Raw genomic sequence first — 13,444 nt, forward strand, 5'->3', positions numbered from 1 at the left:
CCCCTCTACGTGACCTGAAGGCTTCTTTTTCTTCGAGTTCGGTCACGTAGAACCTCTTTACGTGACCTGAAGGCTTCTTTTTCTTCGAGTTCGGTCGATTAGAGACTTTATTGGCGACACTTTGATGCTTTTTTAGCCCCTTTTTGTCTCCAATAATCTCTATAACGGGGACTGCCCCCCTCGATATTACTTCAATAAATCGCCAACAAATTTAGGCAGTACGAATGCTGCTTTGTGAAGTTCTTTTGTGTAGTATTTTGTTTCGATTTCGTGGAAGCGGTCTTCGCTTACTTCTAATGGATCGTATTTCTTTGATCCGATCGTGAAGGCCCATAAGCCGCTTGGGTATGTTGGGATATTTGCAACATATAGACGTGTAATTGGGAAGATTTCACGAACATCGCGCTGTACGTTGCGAATTAAATCCGCTTTAAACCACGGATTATCAGACTGAGCCACAAAGATTCCGTCTTCTTTCAACGCCTTCGAAATTCCTGCATAGAATCCTTTTGTAAATAGGTTAACCGCTGGTCCGACTGGTTCGGTTGAGTCAACCATAATAACGTCATACTCATTTTCGCTGTTGGCAATGTGCATGAATCCGTCGTCGACTTGGACATCCACGCGCGGGTCATCAAGCATCCCGGCAATCTCCGGAAGGAATTTCTTTGAGTACTCAATTACTTTGCCATCAATATCAACAAGCGTTGCTTTCTTCACGCTTGGGTGCTTTAACACTTCACGAATCACACCGCCATCACCGCCGCCGACAACAAGAACGTTCTCAGGGTTCGGGTGTGTAAATAAAGGAACGTGTGCCACCATTTCATGGTAAACAAACTCATCGCGGACAGAAGTCATCACCATGTCGTCTAATAACAGCATGTTGCCCCACTCTTCTGTTTCAATCATATCGAGCTTTTGAAATTCCGTTTGTTCTGTATGTAAGGTTTTATTTACTTTCATGGTGATTCCAAAGTTTTCGGTTTGCTTTTCTGTAAACCAAATTGACATGTTCATCTTCCTTTCACTTCATTCTATTTAAACCTCTAGTTAATTACAAAGTAATCACTTCAATTTTATAGTACCCAAACTATTGAATTACAATCACACCAAAAAGTCTAGCAAAATTTAAATAAATCCTACATTAAATGTTTAAAATGACTCTATTTTTTCAATACTATTACTATCTATTTTTTTAAAATCTGGAAATATGGTGGTGAGATATAGTGGAAATCATGACTGATCAAGGGTTTCGGAAGACGATTAAATATTTGCGGGCAGCTATTATCATCAGTTTGATAGGCATGATTTGTATGCTAATTCTCTTCCTTGGGATTCTGGCCTATGCAAAAATCCTCGGTGCACCGCCGCTCGCCGTGCCGCAATCGACACTTTTCTTCGCGGATGACGGGACATTGATTGGTGAAAGTAATAGTGGCCAAAAACGGTATTGGGCCCGGTTAGAGGATATTTCACCGGATATTGTCGCGGCAACGATCTCGATTGAGGATAAAAATTTTTACGAGCACCATGGCTTCGATTTTAAGCGTATTGGGGGTGCTGTCCTAGCCGATATTCAAGCCTTCGCAAAGGTACAGGGGGCAAGCACAATTACCCAGCAATATGCCCGAAATCTATTTCTCGAACACGATAAAACGTGGACACGGAAGCTGCACGAGGCTTTTTATACGATCCGCATTGAGATGAATTATTCAAAAAAGGAAATTCTCGAAGGCTATTTAAATACGATTTATTATGGCAACGGTGCCTATGGTGTACAGGCGGCCAGCCAATATTATTTTGGAAAAGATGCAGCTGACTTAAACCTCGCGGAAGCGAGCATGCTCGCTGGAATTCCAAAGGGGCCGGGAATCTACTCTCCGCTTGCCTCGATGGAACATGCGAAAAAGCGCCAGACGATTATTTTGAAAAGCATGGTGACGAATCATTACATCAAGAAAAAGGAAGCAATAGATGCTGCCATGCAGCCGCTGACAATTGTCGGCGCTCATAACACACAAAAAGTGAAGGTAGCTCCTTATTTTCAGGATGCTGTCAGAAATGCCTTAAAAAATCAATTACATTTAGATGACCGCACGATTGCCCTTGGCGGATTAAAAGTCTATACCACGCTTAATCGCAAACAGCAGGAGGCAGCTGAAAATCAGGTTCATAAAAATGTCGCGAATCTCTCGGAAATTCAAGTGGGACTCGTGGCAATGGATCCAAAAAACGGTTATGTGAAAGCGATGGTCGGCGGCAGGGATTATGAAAAGAGCCCATTTAACCGCGCTGTTCAGGCGATCAGGCAGCCAGGCTCCACGATCAAGCCGCTGCTTTATTACGCAGCCCTTGAGCAGGGGTTCACTCCATCCTCGACGATGCGCAGTGAGTTTACGACCTTCCATTTTGACGATGGCCAGGCTGATTATACCCCGCATAACTTTAACAATAAGTATGCCGACGGAGAAATCACCCTCGCCCAAGCGCTCGCTGTTTCTGATAATATTTTTGCCGTCAAAACGCATTTATTTTTAGGAGAAGAGACCTTAATTGAAACGGCTAGGAAATTTGGCCTTTCATCAAAAATGGCTCGTGTTCCCTCACTCGCATTGGGGACTTCAGGAGTACGGGTTATTGAAATGGCGAATGCCTATAGTCTATTGGCAAACGGTGGGAAAAAGGTGAATCCAACCTTAATTACCAGAGTGGAAGACTACAATGGCAATGTCATTTTTGAAAAAGAAAATGAGACGGAAAAGGTCTTGGACCCAGCAAAGGCCTTTGTAATGACGCAGATGTTGACGGGGATTTTTGATCCGAAGTTAAATGGCTATGCCAAGGTAACCGGCAGCACGGTCATTAAGGATATTTCGCGCCCCTATGCAGGTAAATCAGGCTCAACGGAAACGGATAGCTGGATGATCGGCTACTCGCCGCAGCTGGTTACCGCCGTTTGGGCCGGCTACGATATGGGAAAACCGATTGAGCTGGTCGCAGAAAAAACATACGCCAAGAATATCTGGGCAAATTTTATGGAAGAAGCCTTAAAAGGGAAGCCCGTGAAGGCGTTTAAAGCGCCGAAAGAAGGTGTCAAAGGGGTGTATGCCAATCCAGAAAATGGCAAACTGGCGACAAAGGATTGTCCAGTGCGCCGCTTTACCTATTTTGTCGCTGGAACGGAGCCAACCGAATACTGCACGGAGCATCTCAACCATCATGAATCCGCGCCTGCAAATCATAAGGACTCTAACAAGAAAGTGCCATGGTATAAAAAAATCATGCCATGGAGTTAAACAAATCTAAATATAGAAAAGCTCCGGAAAATTTTTCCGGAGCTTTTCTTGTCCTAGTTTTAAAGCGTTTTTACACTGCTTATAATACTATACCTTTTGAAAAAACTACAAGCATTTATTTTTTATTCGGCCAATAAACCACGTTTTAGCTCATCCGTCGAGTTGTTCCACAAGACCTCATTGTGACTGCGTAAGAAATCGGCTAACACCTTTTTCGAATTCGCATCCATGTCGTCCACAATGATATGGCGTTTCAAAGACTTATCCATGCGGTTCACGTGTTCAGGCAAGGATTTGTAGCCGCGCCGAATCTCCCGGTCAACCGTCATAAAGCAGGCCGTCACACCGGCGTAGTACGGACCTTCTTGCTTGCGGTCAATCGTTACCCACACAAGCCAATACGGTTTCCCGTTCGGAACCTCTTCTTGCGTTTTCAAAAATTTAATTCCCTTTTCCACGACGCTGCGTGCATGCATCGCACCGACATCAATCTCAGCTTCACCTGCATCGACATCAATGATAACCGGCGACACATTATCAAGGCTCAAAGCACCTTTTCCATAGCCTTTATGGCCATCCGTCGGGTCACTTTTTATAATATTAAAACCAAGCTTCTTCTTTTTTTCATCCATTAAAACGCAAGCCTCCTAAAAAAACAACATACTAAAGAAATTACTTAACCCATCCCACACCCAAGGGATGACCACCCCAAAAATAGGCTCAATTGTAAATTTATCAAGGGGTGTAAAAACTAAAATTAAGAAGATCAACGCACCGTACTGTTCATACTGGGTCATTTTTGCCCGAACATGGGTGGGGGCTAAATCCTCAACAATCCGGTAACCATCGAGCGGTGGAAAGGGTAACAGGTTAAAAATAAATAGAACAATATTAAGCCGGATAAATATTTCGAGGAAATCATAGAAACTATCTGGTGCGATGACCCCGGATCGGTTTAATCCAAACGCAACAATGAAGCCTAACGAAGCTAAAATAAGATTGCTGAGCGGCCCTGCAATGGAAACGAGAATTCCTGCCAGGCGAGGCTTTTTAAAGAAAAAGCGATTAACCGGAACCGGACGAGCCCAGCCAAAGCCGGCAATGAAAATTAAAATCGTTCCAATCGGATCCAGGTGCTTGAGTGGATTCAGCGTCAAGCGTCCTTGGTTTTTTGCCGTCATGTCCCCGAATTTATAGGCAACAAACGCGTGAGCAAATTCGTGAAACGTAAAGGCAATCATCAGAGTTATTGCCAAATAGGGAATCATGCTAAGTGGATAGGCAAGAAAATTTTCCAACGCGTATCTCCTTCCATCTCTAACGGATGGCACACTTTGTATGGTGCACAAACTCCGTTTTTCTATCTAAACTATATTCCTTTTAGTATACATGAAACCGTTTATAAAAAGAAAATCAAAAGCGTCATCTATTATTGCACTTTTCGTCGAATTATGGAAAACTAAAATAGAAAAGCGAAAGCGTTATATAGGAGGAAAAAAACATGCCATATGTTACCGTAAAAATGCTTGAAGGACGTACCGATGAACAGAAGCGTGAACTTGTTTCAAGAGTAACTGACGCAGTCAGCGAAACAACAGGCGCACCCAAAGAAGCCATCCACGTAATGATCGATGAAATGAGCAAAAGCAATCTTGGAATTGCCGGCGTCAGAAAAAGCGACCAATAAAGATAGCGGTGTCAGGCACCATGTGAAAATCTCACATGGTGCCTGACACCTTTTTGGTTCGGACCGGTGACGATGGACAAAACCTCAAAAGTGAACAGGTGAAATGTCCTTCGTAAGGTTCTTCCGAAGGACTCAAAAAACACCCCCCGGACCCCCGTGCACGCAGCTGTCCAAGCGTTGTTTAACATAACTTATTGAATTTTACCTTTTAAGGATTCGATATATTGATAGGCCTCATCGATTTCCGCTTCCGTATAGCGCTGACTTGCTTTTAATGTAAACACCTTGTTCGATACTTCTTCTTTTGAAAGATTATCAAAATATAAAATCGTGGAAACTAACTCCAAGAATCTAGCATTCTGCTCATTCATATCCACCAGGCAATCCTGCAAAAACGGCATCTCAACCTCATTCACACTTAAAAATTCTTTTCCCGGCTCCGTCAATGTATAGCGATACTGAAAATAACCGCCCTTTTTCTCCTTCACCTCATTGAGAAATCCCATATTACATAGCTCTTCGACCCGTAACGTCAATTCCTCTGAGTAGGGGCCATAAAAATGAAACTGGAACCGCTCATGAAAAGGGAATGCCACCTTTTTGGCAATATATATCATCTTTTGCAGCTTTTTTCGTCCGATAATTTCACCGGAAACCATAACCGCCTGCATCAGCTTCGCGTGATCATTTAACAACGTTCGTCATCTCCTACTCCATCTCAACAGATCAATATTGGGTGTCAGGCACCAATCGTTCTATAGCTCTAAAAGGGCACGGATTTGCTTTTTGACATTCTTTTTGGACGAGTCATCCTCTAGGAAATCAGCCGGGTAATAGAGCTTGTGATCCGTTCTTCTTTTCCCCGAGATCGCATCAACGATCTCTGACTCTCTAGAAAGCTCCTTCAGTTCCCCATTATGCATCAACAAATGAATCGGCAGCCGTTCCTCTTCCTCTCCAGGACGGTAGAAATCATACGGCAAATCCGACGAGGAATCGACAACTAAATAGTATTCAGGATCAATCCCTGCCTTTTTGAATAAGGAACCTAATTCGGCGAGCTTTTTGTATTCTTTCGCAGGATCAAATTCGGCATACTTAAATAGATTGCGATTCACAAACCGCCGGCAGAGGTCACTTATAATTGGGTCAGTTTCCTCTTGCCAAATTTGAAAATAATATAAAATCACGGATTCATCTAATTTTAAATAGTCTTCTAAGGTTACTTTTTCATTGAAGATCGAAGTAAAGTGGATCGGTTCATATTTAAAAGAATAGTTTTCTTCAAATAATTGCTTGGCGCGGTGGAGAATTTTTGTCAAAATAACCTCCGCACTGCGCGACACCGGATGAAAATAGACCTGCCAATACATCTGGTAGCGGCTCATTATATAATCTTCCACTGCATGCATCCCGCTTTTTTTGATCACCACTTGATCCTCGCGCGGCCTCATCACCCGCAGGATCCGTTCCATATCAAACTGACCATAGCTGACACCCGTAAAATAGGCATCTCGCTGCAAATAATCCATCCGGTCGGCATCAATTTGACTGGAAATAAGGCTGACCACTAGCTTTTTCTCTGAAGTTTTCGCGATCACTTCTGCTACTTTTTCAGGAAAATCTTTACCAATCTTCAACAGTACCTTATTCACTTCGGTATCTCCTAAAATAATCTTCCGGGTGAACTCCTCATGATCGAAATCAAACACTTTTTCAAAGGAATGAGAAAACGGTCCGTGGCCGAGGTCATGGAGCAGGGCCGCGCATAGGGTCAACAGGCGTTCGTCATCGTTCCATTCCGGCCTTCCCGCAAACACATCATCAATGATACGGCGGACAATTTCATAGACACCTAGTGAATGGTTGAAGCGGCTGTGCTCTGCGCCGTGAAAGGTTAAAAAAGTGGTTCCGAGCTGTTTGATGCGCCGCAAGCGCTGAAACTCTTTTGTGCCAATTAAATCCCAGATGGCCAGGTCACGTACATGGACGTAGCGGTGGACGGGGTCTTTAAATACTTTTTCTTCACTTAGCTTTTCCGCCGAATATGCCATAGACTTCCCTCTTCCTCGTATACTAGTTCCTGGCGCGTAGGGCTTCCAGAGCCCTTCGCCTATATATTTCCTATTATATCCCAAAAACCACCCAGTTTTCAGCAAAATTCTACAGGATTTTTCGACATTGATGAGAAAAAAAATCACCTAAGTTTATTTGACAAAGGTGACTATTTTATCTTTTTATTCACTTTTTCCATTAATTCCTCTTCCGTTAATGCGGCAACCGGGCGGTTATTAACGAAGGCAAAGGTCTTTTTCCGGCCTGGTCCGCAATAGGATTGGCAGCCAATTTTCACTTCAGCATCCGGATCCAGTTCTTTCAACCGAGGGATTAATGTCTTCAAATTCACGGCCTGACAATCATCACAAACGCGAAATTCATTGGACATTTGTTACAACCCTTTCTTTTGTCACTCTCTATCTATATTTTATCCAGTATGGATTACTTAAAACAACCGATTAACTCCTATGGTATTTTACATTTTCTTGTTTTCGATTGCAAGTTGCAATCTTTACTAAACTCGCGAAAAAAATCTACTATCCTTGCAACCATTTTGGTATAAAGGCTCATAAACTTGTCCATCCTAAGACTAGAACTTTTAAAAACTCGTCAAGATACATTGGCGGGTTCATCAAAAAAACTATAATAGGGAGTTGAAAATATGAAAGTTCGTCAAGATGCATGGACAGATGAGAATGATTTGCTTTTAGCCGAGACTGTCCTTAGGCATGTAAGAGAAGGAAGTACCCAGCTGAACGCTTTTGAAGAAGTGGGCGATAAACTGAATCGTACTTCTGCCGCGTGTGGGTTCAGATGGAACGCTGTCGTCCGTCACCGCTATGAAAAGGCATTGCAGTTAGCCAAAAAGCAACGGAAACAAAGACAACGAGTTTTAGGAAAAGATCAGGGCGGCAAGAAGAAGCTGCTGTATAGTCCGCCGCTCACGGGAACACCGGAGTTTGAAACGATGCCAATGGAAGTTGAAATGCCGCTCGAAACTTCGTTTGAACTGCCAGATATGACGGCAGAAATGGCAGAAGAAACTTATGTAAAGCCTGCTGCTTCCGTCCAAACACAAGCGCCAGTTCAAGCACAGGCACCCGTTCAACCATCCGTCCAAACGTACCGGCAGGCAAATACCACAGGGCTTTCGCTTGATTCCGTCATTACTTATTTGCAAAACTTTCATCATGCCAATCTGCAAAATGAAGCATTAAAAAGTGAGAATGAAAGATTGAAAAGAGAGCTGGCTGAGGTAAGGCGTCACAATGAAGAAATGTCAGCAAAAATCGCGGGGCTTGAGCAGAATACCGAAACAATTCAGGAAGATTACGAGACCTTAATGAAGATTATGAACCGCGCCCGCAAGCTTGTTTTATTTGAAGAAGAAGAAAGACCAGCGACTAAATTCAAAATGGACCGTAACGGGAATCTTGAAAAAGTAGCAGAATAAATAGAGAATAGGGAGAAGAGCAAACGCGCAACATCTCTTTGAAAAAAAGCCGCAATTCCACTCGGGTGGGATTTGCGGCTTTTTACATGGCGGCGATTTTTTCATTACGATCAATGACCCTTTGATAATAACCGGGAAATAACGCCAGCTCATAGTCATTCAATGGCCCAGCATATAAAAATTCACTATTTTCCTTTAACTGGTTTAATAGACGGAGCATTACATCGCCGATAGTCAAATCGGTCCCGAGCAATTCCGCAAGTGATGCCATGACAGAAGGGACAATTTCCGGATAGGCAAATTTTGTTTCTTCCTCTTGTTTTGCTAGTTTGTAAAATTGCCTGACCAGCTCGGCCCGTTTTTGGCCGCTGCCATTCACACAAAGATAGATCTGAACGGCAACCCCTTTTTTAAGGCGGCGCTGAGAGATACCGGCAAACTTTTTCCCATCGATACTCAGGTCGTAACTTCCTGGGCAATATGAGCCGATAATTTCCCTGGCCTCAATCTGGTGCGGGAAGTCCGCAAACATGTTTTGAATGAGCTGCCACATCGTCTCATAGCCGCGATTAATATCAATCCCTTTTTCCGCCTCTGGAAAAATTAACGAGATATTGAGGACGCCTTCATCCAGGACGACAGCGAGGCCGCCGGAATTTCTAACAATTGATTGATAGCCTTGCTCCTGTATAAATTGAATGCCTGCTTGTAAAAATGGCAATTTGGTATCCTGGATACCGAGGACGATGGTATTGTGGTGGACCCATGTCCGTGCGGTTGCCGGTGCCTGCCCCGATCCGACCGATGCACACAGGGTATCATCCGTTCCAAATGATTGTAATGCTTGAAAATGAATGCCAACAGCGGATTGATCGATGATTCGCCATTGCGGTTGACGTAGTAACCCTTCCATATGAGTAACTCCTTACTGATTTGATAGACTTATTTTAACAAAAAGAAGCAAAATAAAACAGATTGGACCTCGTTCGGTCACTAAAGCGGCTTTTCATTTACCGTTAGAGCTATTTTTTTCTCCTTTCGGTAAATGTAACCCTTTTTCATTTACCGTTAACGCTCTTTTTTTCTCTCTTCGGTAAATGTAACCCTCTTTCATTTACCGTTAACGCTCTTTTTTTCTCTCTTCGGTAAATGTAACCCTTTTTCATTTACCGTTAACGCTCTTTTTCACTCTCTTCGGTAAATGTAACCCTCTTTCATTTACCGTTAACGCTCTTTTTTTCTCTCTTCGGTAAATGTAACCCTTTTTCATTTACCGTTAACGCTCTTTTTCACTCTTTTCGGTAAATGCAGCGCTCTTCTTTTATCAATAAAGTATTTACAATCACTAAAAAAAGCCAGCCCACCACCCGTGGACAAGCCCTTCTCAAACCTCTTATAATCCTTGCGCCGCTGTAATTAACGCCAGTTTGTAGACGTCTTCTTCATTACAACCGCGTGATAGATCGTTTACTGGTGCATTTAAGCCCTGTAAAATCGGTCCGACCGCTTCAAAGCCGCCTAAGCGCTGTGCAATTTTATAGCCAATATTTCCTGCTTCAAGGCTAGGGAAAATGAACACATTCGCATCCCCTTGCAGCGGTGAATTCGGTGCCTTACTTTTTGCAACAGACGGAACAAACGCTGCATCAAACTGAAATTCTCCGTCCAAGACAAGTGATGGGTCACGACGCTTGGCTTCTTCTACTGCCGCTGCCACTCGTTCCGTTTCCGGTGATTTTGCTGAACCCTTCGTCGAAAAACTGAGCATCGCAATGCGCGGTTCGATATCAAACATATTGGCTGTCTTCGAGCTTTCAATCGCAATTTCAGCTAAATCATTGCTGTCTGGTGCAATATTAATTGCACAATCGGCGAACACATACTTTTCATCCTCACGAACCATGATGAACACACCCGACGTTTTCTTGACGCCTTCTTTTGTCTTGATAATCTGTAACGCAGGGCGCACCGTATCCGCTGTGGAGTGGGCCGCACCGCTGACAAGGCCGTGTGCTTTATTTAAATAAACAAGCATCGTGCCGAAATAGTTTCCATCGAGCAAAATTTTCCGGGCATTCTCTTCGGTTACTTTCCCTTTGCGGCGGTCCACAAACGCAGCCACCAACTCGTCCATGCCCGCATAGCTCGCAGGGTCATAAATTTCCGCATCGTCGAGCGATACGCCAACCTCTGCCGCTTTGGCCTGAACCTGTTCGATGTTGCCAATCAAGATCGGTGTCATTAATTTTTCTGAAGCCAAACGACCTGCAGCTCTGACAATCCGTTCGTCTAATCCTTCTGGAAAAACGATTCTCAAATCACGTCCAGAAACTTTTTGCTTTAATCCTTCAAATAAATCACTCACGACTAAAATCCTCCCTTAATAAACCTACCTAATTAGCATACTTAACCTTTTTTAAATTTCAAGGATATCACTCACACCAGCTAAAAGTTTATCTTTTCAAAAAATTACACTCTAGGTTTTAGAATTTACTTTTTCCCATAAAAATATCCATTTGCCTATTTAGAAAGGTTTATTCGCGCGTCACTGGGTCAAACTATGATATAGTAATGAATGTAAATAAGAAGAATGATTATTTAGGAGTGATTATAATGAGTGAAGCAGCAGTAACGCTTGATGGCTGGTATTGCCTCCATGATTTCCGTACCGTTGATTGGACAACTTGGAAAATGCTCCCTAGTGATGAGCGCCAGGCAGCGATCCACGAGTTTTTAAGTCTCGTTGAGAAGTGGAATGCTACACAGGAACGTAAAGAAGGCAGCCATGCTTTATATACAATTGTTGGTCAAAAGGCAGATTTTATGATGATGATTCTGCGTCCAACAATGGAAGAACTAAACCAAATTGAAACCGAATTCAATAAAACAAGATTGGCTGAATTCACGATGCCTGCACATTCTTATGTTTCAGTGGTCGAGTTAAGTAACTATTTACCTGCTGGTGAGGATCCATATCAAAACCCGCAAATTTTAGCCCGTCTGTACCCGACGCTGCCTAAGACCAAATATGTCTGCTTCTATCCAATGGATAAGAAACGCGAGGGCAACGATAACTGGTACATGCTGCCGATGGAAGAGCGCAAAAGTTTAATGCGCAGCCACGGAATGATTGGTCGTACATACGCTGGTAAAGTAAAGCAAATTATCACTGGTTCCGTTGGTTTTGATGATTATGAATGGGGCGTTACTTTGTTTGCGGAGGATGTCCTTCAATTTAAAAAGCTTGTCTATGAAATGCGTTTTGATGAAGTAAGTGCTCGATACGGAGAATTCGGCTCGTTCTTTGTTGGTAACCTGCTAGAAGAAGAACGCGTGGCAAATTTCTTACATGTGTAATATATAAAAGTCCTCAGCTTCGGCTGGGGACCTTTTTGCTGTTTCCCCCTCATTAGCTAGTCATATTTCGCCCTGTGTGCTCATACTATTTAAACAGCGAGTCTAAGAAAGAACACCACTAATCTCAAGGGGAAAAAAGTTTATTTTCCCCCGTTGGCACATATGTGGGATTAAGGGAGTATTAATAGGATGTTGGGCCACTTGTTTTATTCACTTTTTAGGAGGGAAAAAGATGAATCAATACTACAATCCACAGGGATATCAGCCTTTTACTGGAGCTGCAGGGCAACAACAGGGAGCTCAAGGGATGCCGGGGGGCGGGCAAAGCTTTTATCCCGCACCTGGTGCACAAGGATTCCCACAATTTCCACCCGCCGGGGCAGGAGCAGGAGCAGGGGCACCATCTGCACCGCCATCGCAAGCACCAGGCATGCTGCCAATTGAGCAGTCGTACATCGAAAATATTTTACGCTTAAATAAAGGGAAATTGGTAACTGTCTTTGCCACATTCGAGGGGAACAATCAATGGAATGCTAAGGAATTTAAAGGGATTATTGAAGCGGCAGGAAGAGACCATGTTATCTTAAGTGACCCACAAACCGGGGCCCGTTACCTTATCCCAATGGTAGCCGTCGATTACGTCCAATTTTCTGAGGAAATCGAGTATGAATATCCATACGGCAGCGCTCCGCCATTAGCTACTTACCCGCCAAGATAAATCATTTCAAACAAACACCAATTGACCCACAATTGGTGTTTTATTTTTCCAGACAAAAAAAGTCATTGGGAGCGTTGCCCAATGACTTACTTTCTATTACAGATGTTTTACCGCACCGATTACCATGAGGATCCAGGCTGCTAAGAAGCATACTCCTCCAATGGGTGTGATCGCCCCTAGGACGCCAATCTTCGTTAAGCTTAAAACATACAAACTGCCGCTAAAAAAGATAATACCGACCAGCATTAACCATCCTGACCAGGTGAATTGCGGACTGGCGGCAGCTACTTTACCAATCAGCAGCCCGATCATTAATATACCTATCGCGTGGAACATTTGATAGGTGACCCCTGTTTTCCAAATATCTAAATAATGTGCATCCAGTTTGTCTTTTAACCCATGGGCACCAAAGGCACCCAAAGCAACCGCTATAAAGGCGTTGATGGCTCCTACTATAATAAATACTTTCATCTATAAATCTCCCCCTTTGTTAAAAATCAAATAACGAATCCCCGTTTGCTTCGTCTTCCATGTCAAGTTTTTTCGGTTGCTGTAATGTTGGTGCTTGTTGAACGATTGGTTGGTTCATTACAGGCTGTTGGTAAGCCTGGAACGAGATGGCAGGTTGAACTGCAGGCATTGGGGCCGCAGGAATCTCGCTTGTCAGTGACGGTTTTTCGTCTAGCAGCAACTCGCATAATATTTTAATAGAGTAAACTTTTTCCCGCAAGCTTTCTTCCTTCGTGCTGGTTTTCGCCAGCTTCAATTCTGCTTCTATTTTCGTTAATAGTTTTTGGACGGATATATTCACTTATCAAGCACCTCAAATTTCAGTCTCGTTTCTATTCTACATGAGTATGACCTTTTTTTCG

General features: G+C 43.3%; 15 protein-coding genes. 5 read left to right on the forward strand and 10 right to left on the reverse strand.

The window, feature by feature from the left end:
• Positions 1 to 186 precede the first annotated feature (186 nt).
• Positions 187 to 1,014, reverse strand: a complete 828-nt coding sequence (speE, locus tag J7E77_RS17625; RefSeq protein WP_098260207.1) for a spermidine synthase — start codon at positions 1,012 to 1,014, stop codon at positions 187 to 189.
• 215 nt (positions 1,015 to 1,229) lie between these two features.
• Here speE and J7E77_RS17630 point away from each other — a divergent pair, with 215 nt between their 5' ends.
• Positions 1,230 to 3,299 (forward strand): transglycosylase domain-containing protein, encoded by a 2,070-nt coding sequence (locus J7E77_RS17630; RefSeq protein WP_214716055.1) that lies wholly within the window; start codon positions 1,230 to 1,232, stop codon positions 3,297 to 3,299.
• Between the two features lie 122 nt (positions 3,300 to 3,421).
• Here the strand turns inward: J7E77_RS17630 and J7E77_RS17635 are convergent, their stop codons facing one another.
• Positions 3,422 to 3,931: a YwhD family protein gene (locus J7E77_RS17635; protein WP_214716057.1), complete on the reverse strand. Its 510-nt coding sequence runs from the start codon at positions 3,929 to 3,931 to the stop codon at positions 3,422 to 3,424.
• A 15-nt stretch (positions 3,932 to 3,946) separates the two neighbouring features.
• Positions 3,947 to 4,597 carry a site-2 protease family protein gene (locus tag J7E77_RS17640; protein WP_214716059.1) on the reverse strand — a complete coding sequence of 217 codons (651 nt, stop codon included), beginning with the start codon at positions 4,595 to 4,597 and terminating at the stop codon, positions 3,947 to 3,949.
• A 203-nt stretch (positions 4,598 to 4,800) separates the two neighbouring features.
• Between J7E77_RS17640 and J7E77_RS17645 the strand changes: the two genes are divergently transcribed.
• Positions 4,801 to 4,986: a 2-hydroxymuconate tautomerase gene (locus J7E77_RS17645; protein ID WP_214716061.1), complete on the forward strand. Its 186-nt coding sequence runs from the start codon at positions 4,801 to 4,803 to the stop codon at positions 4,984 to 4,986.
• A 191-nt stretch (positions 4,987 to 5,177) separates the two neighbouring features.
• Here J7E77_RS17645 and J7E77_RS17650 read toward each other — a convergent pair whose 3' ends face one another.
• The 3 genes from J7E77_RS17650 to J7E77_RS17660 form a co-directional block, all read right to left on the reverse strand.
• Positions 5,178 to 5,681: a YwgA family protein gene (locus J7E77_RS17650; RefSeq protein WP_214716064.1), complete on the reverse strand. Its 504-nt coding sequence runs from the start codon at positions 5,679 to 5,681 to the stop codon at positions 5,178 to 5,180.
• Positions 5,682 to 5,741: 60 nt separating this feature from the next.
• On the reverse strand, positions 5,742 to 7,040 hold the full coding sequence (locus tag J7E77_RS17655) for an HD domain-containing protein (protein WP_214716066.1): 1,299 nt from the start codon (positions 7,038 to 7,040) through the stop codon (positions 5,742 to 5,744).
• A gap of 170 nt (positions 7,041 to 7,210) precedes the next feature.
• Positions 7,211 to 7,432, reverse strand: a complete 222-nt coding sequence (locus J7E77_RS17660) for a YuzB family protein (RefSeq protein WP_066248771.1) — start codon at positions 7,430 to 7,432, stop codon at positions 7,211 to 7,213.
• A 273-nt stretch (positions 7,433 to 7,705) separates the two neighbouring features.
• Between J7E77_RS17660 and J7E77_RS17665 the strand changes: the two genes are divergently transcribed.
• Positions 7,706 to 8,497, forward strand: coding sequence for an RsfA family transcriptional regulator (locus tag J7E77_RS17665; protein ID WP_214716068.1), 792 nt, complete (start codon positions 7,706 to 7,708; stop codon positions 8,495 to 8,497).
• Between the two features lie 82 nt (positions 8,498 to 8,579).
• Here the strand turns inward: J7E77_RS17665 and lipL are convergent, their stop codons facing one another.
• Entirely contained in the window at positions 8,580 to 9,410 is an 831-nt protein-coding gene (lipL, locus tag J7E77_RS17670; protein WP_214716069.1) for an octanoyl-[GcvH]:protein N-octanoyltransferase, read from the reverse strand.
• Positions 9,411 to 9,890: 480 nt separating this feature from the next.
• A complete protein-coding gene (gene pta, locus J7E77_RS17675; RefSeq protein ID WP_214716070.1) occupies positions 9,891 to 10,862 on the reverse strand; it encodes a phosphate acetyltransferase in 972 nt (323 codons plus the stop codon).
• A gap of 248 nt (positions 10,863 to 11,110) precedes the next feature.
• Here pta and hemQ point away from each other — a divergent pair, with 248 nt between their 5' ends.
• Together hemQ and gerQ are read left to right on the forward strand one after the other, a co-directional pair.
• On the forward strand, positions 11,111 to 11,854 hold the full coding sequence (gene hemQ, locus J7E77_RS17680) for a hydrogen peroxide-dependent heme synthase (RefSeq protein ID WP_168241325.1): 744 nt from the start codon (positions 11,111 to 11,113) through the stop codon (positions 11,852 to 11,854).
• Positions 11,855 to 12,086: 232 nt separating this feature from the next.
• A complete protein-coding gene (gerQ, locus tag J7E77_RS17685; protein ID WP_251026500.1) occupies positions 12,087 to 12,572 on the forward strand; it encodes a spore coat protein GerQ in 486 nt (161 codons plus the stop codon).
• A 96-nt stretch (positions 12,573 to 12,668) separates the two neighbouring features.
• On the opposite strand, the gene J7E77_RS17690 is transcribed toward gerQ, so the two are convergent.
• Together J7E77_RS17690 and J7E77_RS17695 are read right to left on the reverse strand one after the other, a co-directional pair.
• On the reverse strand, positions 12,669 to 13,043 hold the full coding sequence (locus J7E77_RS17690; RefSeq protein WP_214716071.1) for a DUF423 domain-containing protein: 375 nt from the start codon (positions 13,041 to 13,043) through the stop codon (positions 12,669 to 12,671).
• A 19-nt stretch (positions 13,044 to 13,062) separates the two neighbouring features.
• Positions 13,063 to 13,383, reverse strand: a complete 321-nt coding sequence (locus J7E77_RS17695) for a YwdI family protein (protein ID WP_214716072.1) — start codon at positions 13,381 to 13,383, stop codon at positions 13,063 to 13,065.
• Positions 13,384 to 13,444 lie beyond the last annotated feature (61 nt).

Source organism: Bacillus sp. ISL-77, from assembly GCF_018613105.1.